A 23,018-nucleotide genomic window follows, 5' to 3' on the forward strand; every position below is an offset into this window, starting at 1 on the left:
TGACGAATATCAAATGATGAATAATAAATATAAAAGTGGGTACGTGCTGTAAATACTTTTACATTTATTATTCATCATTTATCTTTCTCCTTAATACCCCGGATTCTGAACCAGCAGGCTATTGGCGTCGATTTCGCGTTTCGGAATGGGCATGACCAGCTTCGGATCGTTCCAGTTGAGGTCGCCGGTTTTGCCTTTCGTGCGCTTGATGTCGTGGATGCGCAGGCCTTCGAAGGCCAGTTCCAGTTGGCGTTCTTTCAGAACCTGAGCCAGTGTAGGCGCGGCAATCGGAGCCACTCCAGCCCGTTCGCGAACGGCGTTCAGATCCTCGGCGGGTGTAGCCCCCGTGCTGGTCGAAAGTCGCAGGTTGCACTCGGCACGGGTCAGCAGCATTTCCGACAGACGAATCACGGGAATGTTGGCGTAAAAATCCGCCCATTTTCCGGTGTAATACCGGGTTCCGGCTCCTTTCACACCAATGTAATACAACTCCGTCCGGCGCGCATCCGTCAAATCATACGACTCGACGAAGCTGTTCAGCACCTGAACATCCCCCCGGCCAACGGCAGCCCCCCCCGCCGGAATACTGGCGTACAGCGTTGTTAACCCATCATTGGTCGTTCCGGGGTTGTTCTGCGTGTTTTCCTGAATCTCGAAAATACTTTCGGCCGTATTTTTGTTCCGGAAAACCGTCGTCACATTGGTGTTCAGTTGGTAATTCCCCGATTCGATCACCTGATTAACCGCAGCAAGGGCTTTTGCATAGTCGGACTGTTGCAGGTATACCCGCGACAGAAACGCCAGGGCTGCAAATTTAGACGCCCGCAACCCATTGTCTTCCGGCATCAGCGTCGTTGCCTTCGTCAGGTCATCGAGCACCTGGGTATACACCTGGGCTACGGTATTGCGCGCCCGGGTTTCGGCGGCCTGTTCCTGCCCCTTTGTGGCCCGCAGCACCAGCGGAACTCCCAGTTGATCATTGGCTGCCGTCGCTCCCCAGGGCAGCGCATACAGACGAACCAGTTCAAAATACATGATTCCCCGCAGGAACCGGGCTTCCCCTTCAAAGGCGGTTTTCTGGTCGGCATCCGTCACTTTGTCCAGCGACTCCAGGATGTTGTTGGCCACGTTGATGACCTGATAGGCCGTAATCCAGGTGCGTTGCGCTTCGACGTTGGTGGCCAGCATCTGCCGGTTGGTCACTTCCCGGTAGCTCGCAAACGTTCCGCGCCAGGACACCGAATTATCGGACGCCAGCAGTTCAGGAACCAGGTTCAGGTTGGTTCCATACAACTCGCCATCGGCCAGACCGCCCCCGGTTCCGGTCAGAACGCCATAGGTTCCAATCAAGGCACTTTCGATGTCCTGCGCCGTCGATAAAGCCGTAGCCGCATCGACCGACTGGCGGGGCTCAAGGTCCAGTTTGTTGTCACAGGCGGTTATGCCCATCACCATGGCCAGACTTAAGGATATAATTATTTTTTTCATGTTCAGTTTCAATTAAAAGCCAAGATTTACACCAAACGTAAAGGTTTTCGCCTGCGGAGGAGTATAAAAGTCATGCCCTAAAGCAATGTTGGCCGTCTGGTTCGTCGAATTGATATACTGCGTGTTCACTTCCGGATCATAGCCCGTATACTTCGTAAATGTGAACAGGTTCAGGGCCGAAACGTAAACCCGGGCGGTTTGGATAAAGGCTTTCTTCAGGAATGCACTCGGCAGGTTGTAGCCCAGCGAAGCGGTTTTTACCCGCAAAAACGAACCATCCTGCATCCAGCGGGATGAAATACTGGTTCCGTTGGCCGCGCCGAATTCAGCGCGTGGAACATCCGTCACATCACCCGGTTTCTGCCAGCGATTCATCTGGTCCTTGGTCTGGTTATCAAAATAATCACCATTCACCGACTGGTAAATACCCGCTACGTTGAAGAGATCGTTGCCGGAAACAAACTGAAGCAGAACGCTCAGGTCGAACCCTTTGTAGGAGAAGTTATTGTTCAAACCGCCCGTAAAATCCGGGTTGGGATCGCCCACAAACAATTCTGGTGCCGAAGCGTAGTTGTTCGTGGGTTGCCCATCCGGCCCCTCATACAGCGCATCGCCGTTGGCCGGATCGACACCCAGGTATTTTTTACCGTAAAAAACACCCAGTGGCTGACCCACCGTCACATAACTCAGGAAGCGGGAATTGGCCCGGATGGGCGACACATCCAGCCGCGTCACCTTGTTGCGGTTGAACGAGATGTTGAAGTTGGTCGACCAGCGGAAAGCGCCAACCAGGTTTTGCGAGGTAATGCTGAATTCAAGGCCCCGGTTGCGCATGCTGCCGATGTTGCGGGCAATCGTTGAAAAACCGTTGATGGCCGGTTGTGGCACGTTCAGCAGCAGATCGTCGGTGATCTTGTTGTAGAAATCAATCTGGCCGTTGATGCGGTTATTGCGGAAACCAAATTCCAGACCCAGGTCAAACTGCGTCGATTTTTCCCAACGCAAGGCGGCATTGGCCACCTGCGACGGACGAATACCTACCTGGTCGCCATAATTGATGGTTCCATACAACCCGCGTGAATCAAAATTGCCGATTTCCGAATTCCCGGTCAAGCCGTAGCTGGCGCGCAGTTTCAGCAGGCTCAGGATGGGCAGGGCATTCTTGATAAACGGCTCGTCGTTCAGAATCCAGCCCACGGAAGCCGAGGGGAAAAAACCGTAGCGATTGTCGGCCCCAAAGCGTGACGAACCATCGATCCGGCCCGTAAAGCCCACCAGATAGCGATCTTTAAATTTGTAGTTGGCGCGGGCCAGGTACGAAAGAATGCTGAAACCGGTTTCAGTCGAGCGGGCATCCGTTTTCTGGCTGGCACTGGCAAGTTCCTGGAATTTGTCATTCGGAAAATTCCGCCCTTCTGCCCGAACGTCCTGCACATTCTGTTCCTGATAGGTCATCCCGGCCAAAATGTCGATCGTGTGATCGGTACCGATGTTTTTCAGGTAGCTGAGTGTGTTGTTCGTGGTCCAGTTGTTCACCCGCGTCATGGCCTGATAGCCGTAGCCGGTCGGGGCACCATCTTCCGTCACCCGGCCCTGGTAGATTTCTTCCTGCAAATTCAACACATCGAAACCGTACTCACTCCGGAAAGTCAGACCCGGCAGAAGCTGATACTGACCAAATACATTTCCGAACGTACGGAAAGTGCGGGCGTAGTTGGAAGCGTTGTTGAGTTCCACCAGGTTGTTATAATACAGCGTCGAACGGTTATAGCCCGTCGGATCGCTGGGGTTGTAAATCGCCTGCAGGGGCGGCAGGGCGTTCAACTGAATCGGGTTGGAGAACGCATTATCGCCCGACACCTTCTTGTTGACGATGGTGGAGAAAGCAATGCTGGCCCCGACACTCAGTTTCTTGCTTACCGTGTGGTCGAGGTTTAGCCGCATGTTGTTCCGGCGGAAGTTGTTGCCGATGATGAAACCAACCTGTTTGTTGGTCGCACCGCTCAGGCTAAACCGGGTTTTATCGTTCCCGCCGTTGATGCCGAAGTTGGCCTGATTGACGGCTCCCTGCCGGAAAGCCGCACCCGCCCAGTCGCTGTCGATGCCGGAGTTCGGGTCAATCCCGTAGCCCGGAAAACCGTCGCTCGGATCGTTGGGATCGATGCCCGCGTTGGTCAGCGATTCCGTAAATAGTTCTTTGTATTCGGCCGAATTTAAGAACTCCCGTTTGCGGGTTGCGTTCGTGATTCCGGTGTAATAGCCAATCTGGATGTTGGTCCGGCCGGCTTTTCCGCGTTTGGTCGTAATCAGCACGACGCCGTTGCTCGCGCGTGATCCATAAATTGCCGAGGCCGAGGCATCTTTCAGAATCTCAATGGATTCGATGTCGTTCGGGTCGATGTCGGCCAGCGGACTGAAGAGTTCGGTGTCGGTTGTGTTGACATCCTGCGAGGTAATGGGAATCCCGTCCAGCACATACAGCGGTTCGTTCCCGGCGGAGATCGAAGCCGCGCCCCGAACCCGGATCTGCAAGGCCGAACCGAGTTTGCCACTTCCCTGCGTAATCTGAACCCCCGGCGTGCGGCCCTGCAACGCCGTCTCAAAGGTTTGTACCGGCAGTTTGGCAATATCGTCGCCTTTCACCGTCAGTTGCGACCCAGTCAGGTCACGGCGCTGTTGCGTTCCGTAGCCCACCACAACCACTTCACTCAGGGCGCGGGTGTCGTTCACCAGCTTCACATCGATGGTGCTGCGGTTGCCAATTTCCACTTCCTGCGTGGTCGTTCCGATAAAACTGAAAACCAGCGAACCACCCGATGTCGGTACACTGAGGGCGTAATTGCCACTGGCATCGGTCTGGGTTCCCCGCTGGGTTCCCTTCAACTGAATGGAAACACCCGGCAAGGCCGACCCGTCCTCGGAGGAGGTGACTCTTCCAGTCACCTGCCGATCCTGCGCCATCGCCGAAGCCCACACCAGGGTGATTAGCAGACAGCTAAACAGTAATGATCTTCTCATACAAATAGGTTTGGTTTGTTGAAAAAATAAAAATGAAAAAAAACAATCCCCCGGAAAATGGGAATTTACTTAAACGCAATTTAATGCAATTCGGGTGATATGCAGAGCCTTATCATCAAAAAAAATGTATGCCTGCATACTATTTACCAGGTAATTTAGAATCCGGCAATCCATTTCCAATTACCAAAAATACAGTAATTTCCTAATAATCAACCAATTAACTATTTGTTTTGATATATTCAGGATACCTTCCTGCGGCACCGTCGCGATCGGGTATTCGCTCCGGTCAACTTTCCCAATGGGTGACTCCCGGCACCGATCCCTGGTTGGAATTACACTCATAATCCTATTGGAAAGATTAAATAAAATATTTAATCTTTACCAAAACCCGGTTAAAATGGAAGCACACCTTCCGATCTAACCGAATTGCCAGTCATAGAAACACCTAGTCTATGATTATTGACATTCAGTAACAAAGGAAAGTTGAAATGCCCCGAACCCCGTTGCGTCAGGCCGATTTGGAATAAAATGCTTTCAGGTTATCGCGGTAATTGCGTGTCCACTTCAGTTGCTGACCGGTTTTGAGTTTAACGATGTATTCCCCGTTGAAATAAGTTTCGACCTCGGCGATGTAATTGAGGTTGACGATGTATGAGCGGTTGATTCGCACAAAATCGGTTGGATCGAGCCGGGTTTCCAGGCTCGTCAAACTGTCGTAAATCGTATGGCGCTCCTGCGCTGTATGCAGGGTGATGTAATTGCCGTCGGCGTCCAGGTAACTAATGTCGTCGGCCTTGACCAGATACATCCGGCCGGTTTCTTTCACCAGAATCCGGCGCAGATAGGCCCCACTGGGTTGTGCGGCCTGTTCGCTCATCAACTGACTCACCAGGGCCTCAATTCGGGGCTGGGTTTGTTGCGAAATCCGCTCCTGCACCCGCCCCAACGCCTGGTGAAAGCGCACCTCATTGAATGGTTTCAGCAGATAGTCGATGGCGTTGACCTCAAAAGCCCGCAAAGCATACTGATCGTAGGCGGTGGTGAACACCACAAACGGCTGGTGGTGGGGCCAGATTTCTTTCAGTACCTCAAAACCATCGAGTTCGGGCATTTGAATGTCCAGAAAAATCAGATCGGGGCGGTGTTGAAGAATCTTGATGACGGCTTCGGTACCGTTGCCTGCTTCGCCCAGTACAGTAACCGACGGATCGGCCTGCAAAAAGGTGCGAATGACACTCCGGGCCAGCATTTCATCGTCAATGATGAGCGAGCGATAGGTTTTCATGCGTAGAGTTGGTGAGCAAACTAGGTTCACAGGGAAATAAAAGCGTCACGATGGTGCTGCCACCCTGCGGTTGTTCGATGGTAAAATGAGCCGCATCGCCGTAGGCCTGACGGAGTCGCAGGCGGGTGTTGTTCAGTCCAAGACCGCCCCCCTCCCGTCTTTTCCGGCGATGGCCCAGCCCGTTGTCGAAAATCGAAATCTGGATTTCGCCGGGATGTCGGCGGGTGCTGATGCGAATCAGGGCGTCGGTGGTAAGCCCCGAAATACCGTGCGTCACGGCATTTTCGACCAGCGGCTGCAGCAGCAACTGCGGAACCGGACAGTTTTCGGTGGCCGGGTCAATGTCGTACTCGATCCGAAGTCGATCCTGAAACCGGATTTGCTGAATCGCCAGATACTGTTGGGTCAGCGTCAGTTCCTGTCGAAGCGTCAGAAAATTGGAATCCTGGTGCGCCAGCACGCCCCGCAGCAGATCGCTTAGGGTGGTGACCATGTCGATGGCTTTCCGCGTGTCGTTTTGCAGCATCAGACTCACAATGGCATGGTGCGTATTAAACAGAAAATGGGGATTTAACTGCATCTTGAGCGCCTGAAGCTGGGCACCCGCCAGTTGTGTCTTCAATTGCTCATTGTTCAATTCATACGTTAGATTCTGTTCTTTCAGTGCCTGGTAGCGATGGGTGTAGGAAATAATGCTGTACCCGACGACAACCAGCAGGTAATTGGTGACACGCAGTGAATACGACCAGAAAAACCAGAATGGAATATTTTCGGGGCCAATCGGCTTTCCGATTTCGTAAGCATACAAGGGCGAAACGAGCAGATACGCAACACAGGAAACCAGCAGCGAAAAACCCGATGCAATCAACACATGAATGACCAATGATTGGATCCAGGCGCCTTTGCGTTCCAGCAGCCGGATTGGGAAACGCTGCACGGCTTTCAGAATGAAGGGCGTGAAACCGAGCCACATCAGATACGTAACGAGCCATTCGACCGATTCGGCGATATACATCTTCGACTTGCTGCCCAGCAACCAAACCAGCGTACTCTGAATGTACGAGAAGATGGCCAGAACACCCCAGAAAACCAGCGAATAACGCCAGAACTGGCGACTGGTAATCGGGATGCTGGCCTGCTGCAAAAGTGTGTTGATGAAGTTTGTCATTGGGATTCGTACAGGTACGGGTTAGTTCATCCGGCGTTGTTCCTCCTCAGAAACCGTCCGACGGTTTCCGGCTCCTTTTAATTCCCGGTTTCCAAAATAGTAGGTGAATGTCAGGCGGGCGACGCGGGTTTCGGCGTAGGATGCAAACTGGAAATCCATTTGCTGAAATTGCAGCGTTCCCCGATAGCGCTGCGTCTGGAACAGATCGCCCCAGTTGAAACGCAGAACGGCTTTTTTCTGCCAAAAACTTTTCTGGAAGCCGACGCTCACCTGACCATACGCCCGCATTTTGTTCTGGCTGTAGACGTACGGCGAAGTATAAGAAGCCGCCAGTTCAGCCGACAGGCCGTGCGGAAAAACGAATGTATGGTTGCTGGTCAGATTGGCCGACGTCCAGGTCGTGTTCAGTGGTGTTCCGCCCACCCCGGATTGGTAGGAACTGTACGATACATTGGCGGTATTGCGGGCCGACCACCAACGGGTAAACCGCACAGGTGTACTGAGATGTAGCCCCAAAACCGTTTGTTTCGCCAGATTGACGAGCGTAACCCGCGTGACTCCGGTGGTGTTATTCTGTTCGTTGATGTCGGCAATGACGTCACGGGTCTTTGCATAACTCACACCCACCGTCGTTTCGTCCTTGTAACTGTAGCTGAGCTGGAATGCGTCGGTATACTGCGGTTTCAGGTACGGATTGCCCTGCTGGTACATATACGGACTAAAAATACGGATGAAAGGGTTCAGAAACTGGTAATCCGGCCGGTCGATCCGGCGGCTGTAGGTATATTGAAGCTGGTGGTTTTTGCCCACCCGACGGGTCAGCAATACATTCGGAAACAGGTTCAGATACGACCGCTTCACGGTATGTTGGGCCGTCACCGAATAGGCTTCGGTTTGTGTTAGCTCCAGCCGAAGACCCACTTGCAGCGTCCAGTTAGCCCAGTTTCGGTGGCCCGTCAGGTATCCGACGTGAATCGTTTCGCGGTATTCGAATTGGTTCGTGCGGCTGGTGTCGAGCTGCCAGGGCACGGATTGTCCTGCCTCCGCACGTTTGGTCTCAAACTGCAAATCATTTTTGAGCGTCACAAAACTACTTTTCCAGCCGCCTTCCACGGTAGTCTGCCGGTCGATGGGATGCACATAATCGGCTTTGGCGGCCCGGATCAGGGCTTTCGATACGGTATGGAGTCGCTGAAAATTCCGGGGACCGGTTTCGACGCCCTGCGGGTTCAGGTAGCGGTTTTCAAACTGTTCCAACGGCCGAAACGATGCATCGGAATAATCGACGTCCAACAGCAATTCGCGTCCCTTACCGCCCCGGCTTGTGGTGTCGAACCGGTGGCGGTAGTTCAGGTTGGCCGCCAGCCGGTCGATGCTGCGTTGATTATCGTTTCCAGTTTCTTCGGTAGAGGTCAGAACACCGGCTTTGTAGAGGGCACTGGTGGTTCCACCCTGCGAGCGGTTGCCAACGTTCATGCCGTTCAGCAACAATCCGATGGTCGAGTGGTGGTTGGGCGCAAAATCGGCTCCAAACCGAAACGAGTGGCTGGTGTTTTGAATGGGTCGGTAGGTATCCTGCCGGATCAATAGCGGCTCGCCGTCCGGGGACAGCCGCCGGTCGATGTTGGCTACTGACCAATAGTCGCGCTGATCGAATGCGTAGGTACCAAACCAACTCCACGGGCCAGTCCGGGCATTGAGTGTCAGGCCCGAATTGTATTTCAAAAACCGCCCCTGACCCAATCCGGCAGTCAGATTGCCGTTGAGGGGTTGGGCCGACCGGTTGCGTTTCAGGCGGATGTTGATGATACCGGCATTACCGGCGGCATCGTAGCGGGCGGGCGGATTCTGGATGAGTTCAATGGCTTCAATGGTATTGCTGGGCGTGTTCCGGAGCAAATCCATCACCTGTGCGGCCGACAGATAGGTGGGCTTGCCGTCGATCATCACCAGCACATTGTCGCGCCCATTCAGGCTAATCCGGTCCGACTGCCCATCCACCACCACGCCGGGTGCTTTTTCCAGCACTTCGAGTGCTGTTCCACCCGTGGCCACCATGCTGTTCTCCACGTTGAGCACCGTTTTATCAAGATGCTGCTCAATGAACGGTTTTTGGGCCTTCACCGTCACCTGGGACAATTGTCGGGTTTCTTCGCGAATCACCAAAGAAGGCAACTGGTTGTTCCAGTGGTTCTCGCCTACTGAAAAGACACGGGAATAGGTTTTCTGAAACCCTACCAGCGAGGTCGCCACCAGATAGGTTCCGGCAGGAATGGTCTCAAATTCGTACACGCCCTGCTGATTACTCACCGTCCCTTTCACCAGGGTCGAGTCGGTCGCTTTCAGCAACAGCAAGGTCACCAGTTCCAGCGGACCGCCCCCCGAATCCTGTACCAGACCCGTCACCCCGCCGAATTGCGGAGGCTGGGCCATCAGGCTACCGGAAACATACAGAAGCGCAACAATCAGAACACGTTTGAACATTACTGGGGCCTGGAAGACGGTTTTCTGATGAAAACTACGACTTCCCGATGCGTCTTCCCAGGCTCAATTGGCTCAACCGGGGGTTTTATTGTTTGAATTGGGCGAGATCGTATCTGAAATGAATGCCGACTCCAGCGTCCTGATCAACTGGGGTTTGATGGACTGGGTGTATTGATAACCTATCCGGAAAAGATCCCGGGCGCGACGCCAGTCGAAAACATCGTAGCGGCTCAATTCGGGCGGTTCGATCAAAAGGTGGCATTTGGCCAGCCGCTCCCGGGTTTTGCTGCGGACGGCCAGAATGAGGCTGCGTTCCAGCACCCCTTTGACGGACGTAATGGGTTTTTGGGTTGTGAAGGGGTTGCAATGAATCCCCACGATCAGGTCGACCTTGTCTTCGATCACTTCAACCGGCATGTTGTTCAAAACCGCCCCGTCGACGTATTGGCGTTTGTTGATCAGGTAAGGCTCGAAAATACCGGGCAGGCTGCAGGAAGCCAGAATGGGCCGGACGAGTTCTCCGGTATTGAAAACCGTCAGAACACCTTCGGTCAGGTCCGTCGCCACCACATGCATCGGGATATGCAGACTTTCGAAGCAATCGTGCGGTAGATATTTCCGGTATAATTCCTCCGCTTTGTCGAGCCGCAGCAGCCCCAGCCGGGTAAACGCGGGCCGAACGTGGCGGTAAAAGGGCGTTGTTTCGATAATTTTCAGGATTTCGTCGGGCGTATAGCCATTGGCAAACAAGGCGCCGGCAATGGCCCCCGCACTCGTTCCGGCAATCTGATCGAATACAAACCCTTCTTCCTGTAAGCCCTTCAAAACCCCCAGGTGCGCAATTCCCCGCGCCCCTCCTCCGGAAAGCACCAAGCCAATTTTCATTTTTTTACGACGATGACGTTCGAATACCCAGGAAAAAACAACCAATCCGGCCGAATCTCCTCCTTGAAGTAACGAAGCGAATGTTGATTTTGCTACAGAATATTATCTTTAACACAAACTGTGAGATTACTGACCCCGGAGGGGTCCTAAGTGCCGCTGGCACTTAAACAACTGTTAGGCAAGGGCATCATCTCATTGTTGGCGTTATATTTAAAACACCGTCCCGTTTTGTTGTAGGAACGTGGCCAATTGTCCTTTCTCGCGGATTCGGATGCCTTTCTCGGTGGCTTCGACGGTGGCGGCTTCAACAACCGGATCGTGTTCGAACACCAGAATCCAGTTTTCTTCGGCCGCCTGTCGCAGCATACGCGTTTTTTCCTCCATCGTCAGCAGCGGGCGGACGTCGTAACTCATGATCCAGGGCAAGGGAACGTGGGCCGACGACGGAATCAGGTCGGCCACATAGGCCACTTTCCGGTTGCCGACCTGAAAAACCGGCAGCGTCATTTTCTCCGTATGACCATCGACCTGCACCAGTTCGACATTCGGAAAGGAAAAACCGCCCTGGTCGACAAACTGCAACTGCCCGCTCTGCTGCAACGGTTCGATGTTTTCCTTCAGAAAAGATGCTTTTTCGCGCGAATTTGGATTCGTGGCCCAGTCCCAGTGCGCGCTGTGGCTCCAGTAGGTAGCGGATGGAAAGGTAGGCACGAGCTGATCGGCAGACCGGGAAACCGCCCCACCCACATGATCGAAGTGGAGGTGGGTCAGCAAAACATCCGTGATGTCTTTTTCAGAATACCCCGCCTGCCGAATGGATTTCAGCAAGGATGCCTCTCCGTGGGGTTCGTAGTGACTAAAAAACCGGGCATCCTGTTTGTCGCCCAGCCCCGTGTCTACCAGCAGCAGCCGATTACCTTCTTCCACCAGCAAACAGCGCATCGCCCAGGTGCAGAGGTTACGCTCGTCGGCCGGGTTGGACTTGTTCCAGAGTGACTTCGGCACAACGCCGAACATGGCCCCACCATCTAATTTAAAAAAACCGGTATCGATCGTTTGTACAGCCATAGCAAGATTGTAGGGTTCTTGGAAAATGAATAATCAGACTTCTATATACACTATTATTGGCATACCCTGTCCCATTGGATAAGGAATGGATCATTAAAATGACATTAAACAACACTATTTTATGCATTATAAACTAGATTTGCCTTGTATTTATCAGACACATTCAGTACTTTTAGGCATTGATTGAATACTCAACGTGTATGAACTTAAAGAACCTCACTGCATACTGCACGCTCCGGGCAGGTAACAAAGCTGCCGTTTCCGGTGTTGCTGGTTTCGATAATTCATCCATATCCATCGTACGTTATTTGTTCCATTTCGGGTTGTGAATAACCCTGTAAATGCAGGATGGATTCCTGGATTCAATGATATATAAAATTTCGCTTGCAAATAAGTGATCAACCGGAAAGTCCGGTATAGAGGTTCCTTCTATCTGTTTTCGGTTCGCCGAAGCGGTTGCAGGGAATGGTTATACTGATCTTTTTTTGAGCCTTACTCTTAACCGGGTAAGGTAGGTAGGACAGAGAAAAATGGTAGCAAAGATCCCCGTGCATTTCGGGGATTTTTCTTTTTAGGGCCATTGAGCTTTTTTCAGTCGGCTTTTCGGGTCAGCGTCTGGGTATCGAGGGAGACAACAATGGCTTGTCCAATGTGCCACTCCTGTACACCTGAAGGCACATTGAGTGCGATCAGATTGTCCGTCAACCGAATCCGAAGCCGCGTTGTCGTCTCCTCAACCTGAACCTCCTGTATGGTACCCCTAAGGGGAACAGCCGATTTTTTTCCTGCCACAGCAGGGCTTCCAATAGCCGTCACCTTTCCCTGGTTTAGTTCCAGGATGCAGTCGGCAACCCGGTGAATTTCGTCCTGATGGTGACTCACCAAGACCGTTGTTGTGCCAAACTGCCGGTGTAAACGAACCAGTTCGTGGAGCAATTGCTGCCGGGTTTCGTAGTCCAGGGCCGAAAAGGGTTCGTCCAGTAACAATACGTCCGGCCGCCGTGCCAAAGCCCGGATCAACGCCACCCGCTGGCGTTGCCCCCCCGAGAGGGTTGCCGGCTTCCGGTCAGCCAGATGAACCAGATTGACCAGCGACAGCAGCTCATCCACCAGTGAATCCCGGCGGTTTTCGGCCGCAAACTCGACGTTTTGTCGGACAGTCATGTTGGGAAACAGCGCAGCATCCTGAAACACCATGCCGACTTTCCGTTGCTGCACCGGCAACTGAATCCGTTCCGCCGTATCGAGCCAGATCCGGTCGCCAACCCGGATCAGACCGCTTTCCGGCATCGTCAGACCCGCCAGAATCCGCAGGAGTGTCGTTTTTCCCGAACCTGAAGGGCCACACAAACCGGTCAGGCTCCCGGTCGTCAGCTTAAAATCGACATCGAGCAGAGCCGGACCGCTGGCAAACAACAAATTCATCCGGGCCTGTAGCTGGAGCATCGGCATCAGAATATCACCCATCTTTTGTTTATTGCGTAAACCGTCAGCAAAATACCGAAGGAGATGACCAGCAGCAACAAGGCGTAGGCATTGGCCGCTCCATAATGCAGCAACTCGACTTCGTCGTAAATCGCCACGGAAGCCACGCGGGTTTGTCCGGGCAGATTGCCTCCAATCATCAGCACCAGTCCAAACTCCCCAATCGTGTGAGCGAAAGACAGTACCAGGCCCGTCAGCAGCGACGGTTTGATGTTGGGCAGCAAGACACGGAAGAAGGTTTCCCGGCGGGATTTCCCAAGCGTATACGATGCTTCCCGCAACGATGCCGGCAGATTTTCCAAACCGGCCTGTACGGGGTGAACCATAAATGGCAGGCTGTAGAAAATGGACGCCACCACCAGCCCTTCAAAGGTAAACAACAACCGCAGATCGAACCAGGAAAGCAGTTTTTTACCCAGAAAACCGGTCGGATTAAACGCCAGCAAAAAGTAAAAACCGAGTACGGAGGGGGGCAACACGAGCGGTAAACTGATGACGGCTTCGACCACCGGTTTGAAACGGAAGCGGGTGAAGGCCAGCCAACCCGCCAGCGGAATCCCCACCAGCAGCAACAAAAGCGTTGTGGTGGTGGCCAGGCGAAACGTCAGCAGCAGGGGTTGCCAGTCGAAATCGGTCATGGGCGGGATGGCAGTTGGTAACCGTATTGTTGGAAAATAGCCCGTGCTTCCGGCGAAAATAAATAGTCGTAGAATTTCTGCGAACCGGCGGTGGCCTTTCTGAGCAGCACCACGCCCTGCGCAATGGGTTTTGCCCCTTTCACATCCGCCCAGCGGCCTTTGCCCCTTAACAACGGCTCCAGCACCACCGATTTTGCCGTAAACCCCGCATCGACCGCACCCGAAACCAGGTATTGGTTGACCTGTGAAATGCTTTCTCCGTAGACGATTTTAGATTGTAAGCTTTTCAGCAGGTTCTGCTGGGTCAGTGTGTTTACGGCCACGGCACCATAGGGAGCGGTTTTGGGGTTGGCAATGGCAATCTTCGTAATCCGTTTGTCGGCCAGGACGGCCAGTCCTTTGGCGGGATCGATGTCGGCCCGCGTCCAAAGCACCAGCAAGCCGTAGGCATACGTTTTCGGTTTCGCCTGCGCCAGCCCGGCCTGAAAAACCAGCTCGGGATAGTGAAGATCGGCCGACAGAAAAACGTCGAACGGTGCGCCATTCTGGATTTGGGCCGTGAGCTTTCCCGACGAGTTGACGATGGATTCGAGAGTCAGACTGGTTTTCGCTTCAAAACCGGCTTTCAGTTTTTCCATGACGAACTGCGCATTGGCCGCCACCGCCACCCGAATTTTCTGGGCTGTAGCCGGGAGTGTGAATGCAATAAGAAGCAGGATGAACCCGTGGCGCATGAACGATCGTTATAGTCTGGCAAATATAACGAGTTCTTGGAAATAGGAACGGAAATAAGTAGGTTTATATTCCTTACAAAACAACCATGAAACATCTTTTATTTTTACTCGCAGGGTATCTTTTTAGCTTCAGCGGCCAGGCGCAGAAACACCTGGAATGGGCCGGAAAACCGAATCCGGAATGGAAGGCGGAGGTGGTCAGCCAGCATCAGAAGGGAAGTTGGTTAACGGGTGCAGGCCTTACGGTTTTGGGCACGACCGCCAAAGTCGGTTATTTTGCCGCCAACCGGTGGTGGATTGGGGCTGAGGGAGAATTGCACAATTTGTTATCGACCCGTCTGGAAGGCGGTTTATTCGCCCGGTATTACCTCTGGAATGGCTCGCTCCTGAGCGGTTTTGCACTGGGTGGCGTATCCTACGGTCGGTTTCAGGGATGGGATTGGGACATTGACTTCGAAACCCCCGGTTCGCCAACGCGGTATTCCAGCGCCAAATTGAATGCCGGACTGGGTTTGGAAATGACGCTTTCCCGGCGATTGGCGCTTGAAGGCGTCGGGAAGGTGGGCAAGCTCACCGATGCGGGCTGGTTTCAGCCCAGTGTTCAGTTGTCGCTCAACGTGTATTTAGGTAGTCGATAGGCCTAATCTGGCTTGAAAATGCTGACTAAAATGCGTAGTATTGATTTTATTGGATGAACAAGCGCATGGCAATACCCATTGTCTTTGAGGAGCCCAAACGCCTGAAACGCGTTCCCTCCTATCTGGTTTACGAAACACTCAACGGAAAGCCTCTGTATTACAAAGGCTACAAGGACGTTTTGTCAGGCGAGAAAACAGCCGCTGAGATTCTGGGAAGCAGTTCGTTGCAAGCGGCCATTGTGACCGCTATTGTCCTGTTCATAGGTCGTACGATCAATCGGAAAAGATATTTAGTCGTTTCAAATGAATCCGGCCTTCATGTCGATCATGGGAGTAACTTTTCGAACGACGTAGCCATTTTTGAAAAAGAAGGGCTAATTCTGACGAATAAATATTTTGATGTACCGCCCAAAGTAGCCATTGAAATTGATGTACAGATTGATCTGGAAAATTTTTCATCCCGCGAGCAAAGCTATATTTACGCAAAAACCGAGCGGCTTCTCGACTTTGGTGTTGAACGCTTAATCTGGATTACTACCCAGCCCCAGAAGCTATTGGTCGCCAGCCGCACTGGCGACTGGATTACGCACAATTAGGACATCAATGTTCCCGTTCTGGATGATTGTGTGCTGAACTTGGCTGAATTATTGCGTGAGGAAGGGATTGGTTATTGATGATTATTCTTCAGAAAAGTAATCATTATCAATTCTTTTTATTTCATAAATTTGTTGAAGCGAAACACCGAGGTTATAATCAATCATTAATTGAGCTAGTTCTACACCATTAATAAGAACAATTTTTGTTTCGTTGCGTGGCACATACTCAGAGGCTTCCTTTGTAAAAGAAGAAGTTGTGATAAAAATCCCTTTTTTCGCTCCTTGCCCTGCCAATGCACCTATAAACTTGTGTATTTCTGGGCGACCGACAACATTCCCGGGTTTCCAGCGCTTTGCCTGAATATAAATAATATCCAGACCTAATTTATCTTCTTTTATCGTTCCATCAATACCTTCGTCACCACTTTTTCCAATAGCTTTCCCAGCATCTTTTATTGATCCCCCATACCCCATTCTAACAAGCAGTTCGACAACAAGTTTTTCAAAAAAAACTGGAGGCATGCTCACAATTTTATCTAACAAATCTTGTGCAAGGGATTTTCTGATACTGAAATAAGCGCTTTCAAGAGTCTCTTCAGGAGTTTGCTGTGCAATAGTAGTTAGTTCAGCAACTTGCTCACCATTATCCTGTTTTTTTGTAGACTGGAATTCTAAAAATTCTGGATATTGCTTAAGAAATGCAATATTTATGGATACCGGGTTTTGTTTCAAAGCATTTTTACCCCGATCAGTTAGTTTTATAATTCCACGTTTAGGAGAGTCTAATAATCCTGATTTTTTTAAATATGTTTTTGCCCATCCAGCCCTGTTACCAAATAAAAACGCCTGACCACTCGGCAACAACTCCGCCCGCTCTTCATCGGATAGCTGAAAGATAACGCTTAGCCTTTCTACAACATCATTGAATTTATGTTCTTTTCCATCCGCCACATATTTTAGCAGAGGTAACATTATACTCTGGTAATCAGGAATAGGCATAATAAATAAAAGTGTTGAAGTAGCAACTTACAAAAGTATACGAATAGCTACAATTAAACTACATTTAAAACGCCAAAATGACTTCCTGTATAGCATTCAGTGATGTACGCATCAATACCAAAGCAATATTGTTCGTAGCCGGTCGACAAATATGTTTCTTGTTGAACAATATTTTGTTCGGCTATAAATCAACTCCCCGGATTAAACCGGGCCGCATCTATAATCGACCACAAGTGAATCAGCCAGCCGAGCAGAAAAAACCAGAGGACACCGGCCAGCACAAACTGAATGATTGCCATCAGCAACCGCCCTTGCAGCAACTGACCTAAACCGGGAATGAAGAAACTACAGAGAGCAGCCAGCACGTTGCCGCCCGATCCTTGACCTGCCATTGTTTTGAACATTTAAAGTACGATTTCCACCGAAATGTAGTGTGGTGGCGGATCAATCCGTTCGGATTATGACAAACGGTGATTCCTGTCCTTTAAACTGCCAAAAGCCGGGTCCGGTTTTAAAAACTTCTTATCTGTTTCGTTTCGGCAGACCAGTATAAGATGACGATATAAAAAAACCTGCAAGGTCAAAAAAGACCTTGCAGGTTTCGGAGCGGTTTCAAACCAGACTTTACAAGCCTAGTAATTTCTTGTTAAATGCTTCATCAGCGCCCGTTCCGGCGAAGTCGTCAAACGCCCGTTCGGTAACGCGGATGATGTGGCTTTCGATAAACGGTGCGCCTTCTGCCGCGCCCTGCTCAGGGTGCTTGATGGCACACTCCCACTCCAGAACCGCCCAGCCGTCGTAGTCATACTGCGAAAGCTTGCTGAAAATCCCGGAGAAGTCGACCTGACCATCGCCCAGCGAACGGAACCGTCCGGCCCGTTCGACCCAGCCCTGGTAGCCGCTGTAAACGCCCTGTTTCCCCGTCGGATTGAATTCGGCATCTTTGACGTGGAAAGCGAAAATCCGGTCGTGGTAGAAGTCGATGAATTGCAGGTAGTCCAGTTGCTGCAGCAAAAAGTGGCTTGGGTCGTAGTTGATCCCGGCGCGTGGGTGACCATCGACATAGTCAAGGAAAGTCTCGAATGTCACGCCATCGTGCAGGTCTTCACCGGGGTGCAATTCGTAGCCAACGTTCACGCCGGACTCGTCGAACGCATCCAGAATGGGCTTCCAGCGGTTTCCCAATTCCTGAAAAGCCGTGGTGACCAGTCCCGCCGGGCGTTGTGGCCACGGATACATGTACGGCCACAGCAGTGCGCCCGAAAACGTCACGTGCGAGGTCAGGCCGAGATTCTGGCTGGCTTTGGCCGCCCACTTCAATTGCTGCACCGCCCACGCCTGCTGTTCTTTCGGTTTGCCCGCCAGTTCGGCCGGCCCAAACCCGTCGAACATCGATGCATAGGCCGGATGAACTGCCACCAGTTGCCCCTGCAAGTGGGTGGACAGTTCGGTAATTTCCACGCCGATGTCGTTCAGTTTGCCCTTCAGCTCATCGCAATAGGTGGTGCTTTCGGCGGCTTTTTTGAGGTCAATCACCCGGGGGTCCCAGGTCGGAAGCTGGATGCCTTTATAACCGAGGTCGGCCATGTATTGGGCAATGGAATCCAGTGAATTAAACGGGGCGGCATCACCCAGAAACTGCGCCAGAAAAACGGCGGGTCCTTTGATGGTTTTCATGATAATTGAGTGAGTTAGTGATTGAGTGATTGAGCGAAGAATATTCGTTATTTTTTGACACTGTTCCTGGATTTGGAAAGCATCTTCACTAGTTGAACTCCTTCACTTAGCAAATCACTTAACCGGATTTCTGTTACAATTTCGGTATCAATTAAAGTTTCAAGCCAAAAGAGCGATTCATCTAATTCTTCAACAACAATGCTGATTTTAGCGAAAAACTCATTTTGACTTCGGGCTCTTCGCACCGCCCGATAATTGGCGGCTGACGAAGATGAACTTCGTAGAAGTTGTTTCCCAAAATGTTGTGCTTCAAACGAATTAGGCAATGAGCGAAAAACCTGAACACATCGTAACATGAATCCCTTCAGGCGTTTTTCTACACTATCTGCAAATTCGCCTTTATCAATCCGAATCGGCTCCATGTTCTGGCGGGACGGTTTTTCACTCAATCACTCATTCGCACATTCACTCAATGGTTACCCACCCCTGCTTCCTGTTCGATTCCAGAATCTTCTCGCAGATCAGCAGTTCGCGGTAGCCATCGGCGAAGGTGGGGTACGTTGGGTTTTCGGGCTGTTTGCCAGCGGCAACGGCTTCGTAGACTTCCTTGAACATCTGCTTCGAGGTGTCGGGGAAGCCTTCGTTGTGACCACCGGGGAACGATATCACCGAGCGTGCCTCCGAATACATCAGCGACGGATCGCGCATCAGGCTTTCGTTGTAGCCGTCGCGGTTACCGATCCACATTTCGTTCGGCGCTTCGGAGTTCCAGGCAAACGTTTTTTTCGAACCGGCAATCTCCAGTTTCATCTGGTTTTTGCGGCCCGCTGATACCTGCGAAACCGTTATAACCCCTTTGTTACCGTTGTCGAACCGCAGCAACACGTTGGCGTGGTCTTCGGTGTTGATGGGTACATCGGCGTAATCTTCCGGTTGCAGCATCTTGCCCGAATACGTTTCCACCGCCTTGAGCGGTTTTTTCCGGGTTTTGTGAATGGTATTGAAATCCGCCAGAACAGCCACGGTTTTCAGTCCGGTGATGTATTCCAGAATGTCCATCAGGTGGGAGCCGATGTCGGCAATGGCCCGCGAGTCGCCCGACTTATCGGGTTCGAGCCGCCAGTTGTAATCCGTTTCGTAAAACAGCCAGTCCTGCAAATACGATCCAATCACGGAATACACCTCGCCCAGATCGCCTTTCTCCCGCATCACCCGCATCTGACGGGCCAACGGGTAATACCGCAAGTTGAAGTGAACGGCATTCACCAGGCCGGTTTTGGCTGCCAGTTCCACCAGTTCTTCGGCTTCTTTCAGATCTTTGGCCAGCGGTTTTTCGCAAACCACGTGTTTCCCTGCTTCCAGAGCGGCTTTTGATTGCGAATAGTGCAGGAAGTTGGGGGTACAGATGTGGATACACTGGATGTCGTCCTGTTTCAGCAATTCGTCAAAGGTGTAGGAACGGGCAATGCCGAGCGAATCGGCTTTTTGGCGGGCCAGTTCGGCGGTAACTTCGCAAAGCGCAACTACCTCGACGTTCGGAAGCCGACGCAGGGCTTCAATGTGAGCCGGACCAATAAAGCCCGTACCAACTACACCAACTTTGATTTTTTCCATTTTTGAGAGTTAAAGAATGTATTTAAAGGTTAAAAAAGAAAACCGTGCAGGCGATTACACAGGGTTCATCGGAGAACATCAGAGAAACTTTGATTACCTCTGATGTTCTCCGATGAACCCTGTGTAATCACATTTTCGATTTCTCATTCCACGAATTTCGTCCACTTTTCATTGGACTGGTTCGACTGGAGTACGGTTTCGATGAAGGCCAGGCCGCGGATGCCGTCTTCGGCGGAAGGGAAATCGGCGTAGATCGGGTCGGGTTCCTTGCCTTCCATCACGCTCCGGAGTGTGACAGCGAAATTGCGGTACAGATTGGCAAACGCTTCGAAAAAGCCCTCGGGGTGACCGGATGGCACCCGGATGTGCGCCTTTGCGGCTGCGGACAACTCGCCGACGGCCGGGCGGAAAACCCGCTGCCCTTCCTGCGTTTTGTAAATCAGTGTGTTTGGCTCCATCTGCCGCCATTCCAGTCCACCGAGTTCGCCATAAATCCGGATGTTGAGCGCATTTTCCTCGCCGTTGGCAATCTGGCTGGCGTGCAGAACACCTTTAACACCGTCTTCAAACCGCAGCAGTACGTTGCCATCGTCGTCCAGTTTCCGGCCCTCGACGAAGATTGTCAGGTCGGCACACAATTCGGTGATTTTCAAACCGGTAATGTATTCCGCCAGGTTCTCCGCGTGCGTGCCGATGTCGCCCATGCAGCCAGCCGCACCCGACTGGGCCGGGTCGGTCCGCCAGATGGCCTGTTTGTAGGAAGTTGCTTCTTCCAGCTTCGAAAGCCAGCCCTGCGGGTATTCCACCACCACTTTGCGAAGTTTGCCCAGTTTGCCGCTTCGCACCATCTCGCGGGCTTCTTTCACCATCGGATAGCCCGTGTAATTGTGCGTCAGACAGAAGAGTTTGCCGGTTTCTTTCACAATCTGAGCCAGTTCCCGGGCTTCCGCCAGATTCAGCGTCATCGGTTTATCGCAAACCACGTGAAAACCGTTTTCAAGAGCCAGTTTTGCGGGCGGAAAATGCATGTGGTTCGGGGTCACGATCGACACAAAGTCCATCCGTTCGCCTTCCGGCAATTCCTTTTCTTTCAAAATCATTTCCTCAAAACTGCCGTATACACGCTCATCGGGCAGGTAAAGAGCGTAGCCAGTGGCTTTTGATTTTTCCGGATTGGAGCTAAAAGCCCCGCAGACCAGTTCGATTTCGCCGTCGAAAACAGCGGCCCGACGGTGGACGGCCCCAATGAAAGCTTCCAGGCTTCCGCCAATCATGCCCATCCGAATTTTTCTGTGCGCCATACTATTGTTGAACTGAAGGTTTGATTAGTTTGGTTGATTCTGACCGGATATTTTAGGTCTCCAAACGGGGAAGATTCAGAAAATCAGTTCCTACTACTCCCCGGTTAAAAATCTAAAAATATAAAATCAGAAGAATTTGGCCGGGAAATTAGCAGGTTTACTTATTTTTCGGAAATTTTGTATATTTCCATTCAATAAAACTTAGCTTTAACCACAAATTTTTCAACTAAACCCCTACAATACACTTATGGCGACACTCACGGCGACAATGCCTGTCAACCAGAGCCGACTTTTCAATGCCAGTTGCTTTGCGCTTATCACCACGGCCTTTTCTTTCAGCATCCGGGCCGGGATTCTGCCCCAGTTAGGAACGGAGTTCGGGTTGACAGCCACCCAACTCGGTGTGATCAATTCCATGTTCTTTTTTGGCTTCCCCATTTCGATGATCATTGGGGGTCTGGTTTACCACTCCGTTGGTCCCAAAATTATTATGATGGTGGCCGTAATTGCCCACACCCTGGGTATTCTGCTCACCATTTATTCCGGTGGCTACATCGGTTTGCTGGTCTCTACCTTCTTCATTGGATTCGGGAACGGTTGTACGGAAGCCGCCTGTAACCCCATGATCGCGGACATGTATACCGGAACAAAAATGAACAAAATGCTGAGTCGGTTCCACATGTGGTTTCCAGGCGGAATCGTGTTGGGTAGCCTGATCTCCAAATTCATGACGGATGCCGGCCAACCCTGGCAGGCGCAAATCTGGGTCATCATGATCCCGACGGTTATTTACGCATTCCTGTATTTCGGACAAACCTTCCCGCAACCCCGCGTCGAAGGCGTTACGTCACTCGGCAAAAATTTCGCGGCCATGTTGACGCCCCTGTACATCTTCATCTTCTGCTGCATGGCCCTGACGGCCATCACCGAATTCGGTCCGCAGCAATGGGTCGGTTTAATCATGGCCAAGAGCGGTGCCAGCCCGATGCTGATTCTGGCATTGGTGACGGGTTTAATGGCGATCGGCCGGTTTTTTGCAGGGCCCATCGTTCATAAATTCGACCAAACCGGGGTGTTACTGGGGTCAGCGGTTTTTGCCACGATCGGTATTTATCTCTTCAGCACCCAAACCGGAACGTCGGCTTACATTGCGGCTGTCTTCTTCGCGATTGGCGTCTGTTATTTCTGGCCCACCATGATCGGCTTTGTCGCTGAAAACATTCCGTTGAGCGGAGCGCTTGGCATGTCCATCGTTGGTGGTGTCGGGATGTTGTCGACATCCATTTTCCAAACCATCATCGGTGGCTGGATCGATACCGAACGCGCTGAAAAATCCGCAGCCGGTCTGTCGGGCGATGCGCTGGAGTTGGCCGCCGGGCAAGCCACGCTGGTCAAAATGACCACTTTCCCAATCATTTTGATCGTTGCGTTTACCTTGCTCTGGTTCTGGATGCGCAGCCGCAAAAAGAGCCACGCCTAATTTGCAACGGGACGAAAAAAATCCTACATTGATAGTGAAAAACTTCCAGCCTTGATTCGCCGACGGGCTGGAAGTTTTTTTTAGTAATTTTTAGAGAAAAATTGGCATTATTTATTAATTGTTTTTATTTTTGAATCAACTATAAAAAGCACCGATAAATAAGGTATTGACCGTAACACGACGTATTTTCCCTAAACCTTACCCTATCGCCAATGAATCAATTAACCCAAACCCGTAAATGGCCTACTTTGAAATTATCACGCTGGCAGATTATTCAGCTATCGGTACTTTCACTCCTGATTACCGCAATGTCGTTCTGGAGGTTTCAATATGAACAGGTGTTGCCGAAAATTAACCCAGTCCAAATGATGATGATGCAGGAACATGGTGACTTGAATGGTCAGACGTTTGTCAAGAACACGCTGCCCCAGCCCCCGGTTTCTAAAGTCCAACTCTAAAT

At 51.5% G+C, this 23,018-nt stretch carries 20 protein-coding genes; 4 read left to right on the forward strand and 16 right to left on the reverse strand.

Annotated elements, in window-relative coordinates:
- Positions 1-90: 90 nt before the first annotated feature.
- The 10 genes from FH871_RS07080 to modA form a co-directional block, all read right to left on the reverse strand.
- A complete protein-coding gene (locus tag FH871_RS07080) occupies positions 91-1,488 on the reverse strand; it encodes a RagB/SusD family nutrient uptake outer membrane protein (protein ID WP_138990716.1) in 1,398 nt (465 codons plus the stop codon).
- 12 nt (positions 1,489-1,500) lie between these two features.
- Positions 1,501-4,506, reverse strand: a complete 3,006-nt coding sequence (locus tag FH871_RS07085; RefSeq protein WP_138990718.1) for a TonB-dependent receptor — start codon at positions 4,504-4,506, stop codon at positions 1,501-1,503.
- Between the two features lie 508 nt (positions 4,507-5,014).
- Complete coding sequence (locus tag FH871_RS07090) at positions 5,015-5,791, reverse strand: LytTR family DNA-binding domain-containing protein (RefSeq protein WP_138990720.1); 777 nt, start codon at positions 5,789-5,791, stop codon at positions 5,015-5,017.
- A complete protein-coding gene (locus tag FH871_RS07095; protein WP_138990722.1) occupies positions 5,763-6,959 on the reverse strand; it encodes a sensor histidine kinase in 1,197 nt (398 codons plus the stop codon). The genes FH871_RS07090 and FH871_RS07095 overlap by 29 nt, the downstream gene beginning before the upstream one ends.
- A gap of 21 nt (positions 6,960-6,980) precedes the next feature.
- Positions 6,981-9,443 carry an outer membrane beta-barrel family protein gene (locus FH871_RS07100; protein WP_138990724.1) on the reverse strand — a complete coding sequence of 821 codons (2,463 nt, stop codon included), beginning with the start codon at positions 9,441-9,443 and terminating at the stop codon, positions 6,981-6,983.
- A gap of 72 nt (positions 9,444-9,515) precedes the next feature.
- The gene (locus tag FH871_RS07105) at positions 9,516-10,328 is read right to left on the reverse strand and encodes a patatin-like phospholipase family protein (RefSeq protein ID WP_138990726.1); all 813 of its coding nucleotides are present in this window, start codon (positions 10,326-10,328) and stop codon (positions 9,516-9,518) included.
- Between the two features lie 210 nt (positions 10,329-10,538).
- A complete protein-coding gene (locus FH871_RS07110) occupies positions 10,539-11,396 on the reverse strand; it encodes an MBL fold metallo-hydrolase (RefSeq protein ID WP_138990728.1) in 858 nt (285 codons plus the stop codon).
- Positions 11,397-11,987: 591 nt separating this feature from the next.
- Positions 11,988-12,863 (reverse strand): sulfate/molybdate ABC transporter ATP-binding protein, encoded by an 876-nt coding sequence (locus FH871_RS07115; RefSeq protein WP_138990729.1) that lies wholly within the window; start codon positions 12,861-12,863, stop codon positions 11,988-11,990.
- Positions 12,848-13,519 (reverse strand): molybdate ABC transporter permease subunit, encoded by a 672-nt coding sequence (gene modB, locus FH871_RS07120; RefSeq protein ID WP_138990731.1) that lies wholly within the window; start codon positions 13,517-13,519, stop codon positions 12,848-12,850. Before modB ends, FH871_RS07115 begins: the two co-directional genes overlap by 16 nt.
- A complete protein-coding gene (gene modA / locus FH871_RS07125) occupies positions 13,516-14,253 on the reverse strand; it encodes a molybdate ABC transporter substrate-binding protein (RefSeq protein WP_138990733.1) in 738 nt (245 codons plus the stop codon). Before modA ends, modB begins: the two co-directional genes overlap by 4 nt.
- Positions 14,254-14,339: 86 nt before the next feature.
- On the opposite strand from modA, the gene FH871_RS07130 reads away from it, so the two are divergent.
- Both FH871_RS07130 and FH871_RS07135 read left to right on the forward strand, forming a co-directional pair.
- Positions 14,340-14,891, forward strand: a complete 552-nt coding sequence (locus FH871_RS07130) for a hypothetical protein (RefSeq protein ID WP_138990735.1) — start codon at positions 14,340-14,342, stop codon at positions 14,889-14,891.
- Between the two features lie 65 nt (positions 14,892-14,956).
- A complete protein-coding gene (locus FH871_RS07135; RefSeq protein ID WP_229317108.1) occupies positions 14,957-15,487 on the forward strand; it encodes a Uma2 family endonuclease in 531 nt (176 codons plus the stop codon).
- Positions 15,488-15,568: 81 nt separating this feature from the next.
- Here FH871_RS07135 and FH871_RS07140 read toward each other — a convergent pair whose 3' ends face one another.
- From FH871_RS07140 to FH871_RS07165, 6 genes are all read right to left on the reverse strand, one after another.
- A complete protein-coding gene (locus FH871_RS07140; protein WP_138990737.1) occupies positions 15,569-16,486 on the reverse strand; it encodes a restriction endonuclease in 918 nt (305 codons plus the stop codon).
- 188 nt (positions 16,487-16,674) lie between these two features.
- A complete protein-coding gene (locus FH871_RS07145; protein WP_124907399.1) occupies positions 16,675-16,878 on the reverse strand; it encodes a hypothetical protein in 204 nt (67 codons plus the stop codon).
- A gap of 232 nt (positions 16,879-17,110) precedes the next feature.
- Positions 17,111-18,163: a sugar phosphate isomerase/epimerase gene (locus FH871_RS07150; RefSeq protein ID WP_138990738.1), complete on the reverse strand. Its 1,053-nt coding sequence runs from the start codon at positions 18,161-18,163 to the stop codon at positions 17,111-17,113.
- 47 nt (positions 18,164-18,210) lie between these two features.
- The gene (locus tag FH871_RS07155) at positions 18,211-18,585 is read right to left on the reverse strand and encodes a four helix bundle protein (RefSeq protein ID WP_138990740.1); all 375 of its coding nucleotides are present in this window, start codon (positions 18,583-18,585) and stop codon (positions 18,211-18,213) included.
- Between the two features lie 43 nt (positions 18,586-18,628).
- Entirely contained in the window at positions 18,629-19,777 is a 1,149-nt protein-coding gene (locus tag FH871_RS07160) for a Gfo/Idh/MocA family protein (RefSeq protein WP_138990742.1), read from the reverse strand.
- A gap of 143 nt (positions 19,778-19,920) precedes the next feature.
- Positions 19,921-21,057 carry a Gfo/Idh/MocA family protein gene (locus tag FH871_RS07165; RefSeq protein ID WP_138990986.1) on the reverse strand — a complete coding sequence of 379 codons (1,137 nt, stop codon included), beginning with the start codon at positions 21,055-21,057 and terminating at the stop codon, positions 19,921-19,923.
- A gap of 268 nt (positions 21,058-21,325) precedes the next feature.
- On the opposite strand from FH871_RS07165, the gene FH871_RS07170 reads away from it, so the two are divergent.
- On the forward strand, positions 21,326-22,558 hold the full coding sequence (locus tag FH871_RS07170) for an MFS transporter (RefSeq protein WP_229317110.1): 1,233 nt from the start codon (positions 21,326-21,328) through the stop codon (positions 22,556-22,558).
- A 212-nt stretch (positions 22,559-22,770) separates the two neighbouring features.
- Complete coding sequence (locus FH871_RS07175) at positions 22,771-23,016, forward strand: hypothetical protein (RefSeq protein WP_138990743.1); 246 nt, start codon at positions 22,771-22,773, stop codon at positions 23,014-23,016.
- The last annotated feature ends 2 nt before the right edge of the window (positions 23,017-23,018 follow it).

The sequence above is a fragment of the Larkinella sp. C7 genome (assembly GCF_006149005.1).
GTDB lineage: Bacteria > Bacteroidota > Bacteroidia > Cytophagales > Spirosomataceae > Larkinella.

Excerpts from the sequence above, each read along its gene's own strand:
- FH871_RS07080 (WP_138990716.1), bottom strand. The coding sequence starts at position 1,488 with ATGAAAAAAATAATTATATCCTTAAGTCTGGCCATGGTGATGGGCATA.
- FH871_RS07135 (WP_229317108.1), top strand. The coding sequence starts at position 14,957 with ATGGCAATACCCATTGTCTTTGAGGAGCCCAAACGCCTGAAACGCGTT.
- FH871_RS07105 (WP_138990726.1), bottom strand. The coding sequence starts at position 10,328 with ATGAAAATTGGCTTGGTGCTTTCCGGAGGAGGGGCGCGGGGAATTGCG.
- FH871_RS07175 (WP_138990743.1), top strand. The coding sequence starts at position 22,771 with ATGAATCAATTAACCCAAACCCGTAAATGGCCTACTTTGAAATTATCA.
- modA (WP_138990733.1), bottom strand. The coding sequence starts at position 14,253 with ATGCGCCACGGGTTCATCCTGCTTCTTATTGCATTCACACTCCCGGCT.
- FH871_RS07095 (WP_138990722.1), bottom strand. The coding sequence starts at position 6,959 with ATGACAAACTTCATCAACACACTTTTGCAGCAGGCCAGCATCCCGATT.
- FH871_RS07130 (WP_138990735.1), top strand. The coding sequence starts at position 14,340 with ATGAAACATCTTTTATTTTTACTCGCAGGGTATCTTTTTAGCTTCAGC.
- FH871_RS07110 (WP_138990728.1), bottom strand. The coding sequence starts at position 11,396 with ATGGCTGTACAAACGATCGATACCGGTTTTTTTAAATTAGATGGTGGG.
- FH871_RS07160 (WP_138990742.1), bottom strand. The coding sequence starts at position 19,777 with ATGGAAAAAATCAAAGTTGGTGTAGTTGGTACGGGCTTTATTGGTCCG.
- FH871_RS07165 (WP_138990986.1), bottom strand. The coding sequence starts at position 21,057 with ATGGGCATGATTGGCGGAAGCCTGGAAGCTTTCATTGGGGCCGTCCAC.
- FH871_RS07155 (WP_138990740.1), bottom strand. The coding sequence starts at position 18,585 with ATGGAGCCGATTCGGATTGATAAAGGCGAATTTGCAGATAGTGTAGAA.
- FH871_RS07150 (WP_138990738.1), bottom strand. The coding sequence starts at position 18,163 with ATGAAAACCATCAAAGGACCCGCCGTTTTTCTGGCGCAGTTTCTGGGT.
- FH871_RS07170 (WP_229317110.1), top strand. The coding sequence starts at position 21,326 with ATGGCGACACTCACGGCGACAATGCCTGTCAACCAGAGCCGACTTTTC.
- FH871_RS07140 (WP_138990737.1), bottom strand. The coding sequence starts at position 16,486 with ATGCCTATTCCTGATTACCAGAGTATAATGTTACCTCTGCTAAAATAT.
- modB (WP_138990731.1), bottom strand. The coding sequence starts at position 13,519 with ATGACCGATTTCGACTGGCAACCCCTGCTGCTGACGTTTCGCCTGGCC.
- FH871_RS07090 (WP_138990720.1), bottom strand. The coding sequence starts at position 5,791 with ATGAAAACCTATCGCTCGCTCATCATTGACGATGAAATGCTGGCCCGG.
- FH871_RS07085 (WP_138990718.1), bottom strand. The coding sequence starts at position 4,506 with ATGAGAAGATCATTACTGTTTAGCTGTCTGCTAATCACCCTGGTGTGG.
- FH871_RS07100 (WP_138990724.1), bottom strand. The coding sequence starts at position 9,443 with ATGTTCAAACGTGTTCTGATTGTTGCGCTTCTGTATGTTTCCGGTAGC.
- FH871_RS07145 (WP_124907399.1), bottom strand. The coding sequence starts at position 16,878 with ATGGCAGGTCAAGGATCGGGCGGCAACGTGCTGGCTGCTCTCTGTAGT.
- FH871_RS07115 (WP_138990729.1), bottom strand. The coding sequence starts at position 12,863 with ATGGGTGATATTCTGATGCCGATGCTCCAGCTACAGGCCCGGATGAAT.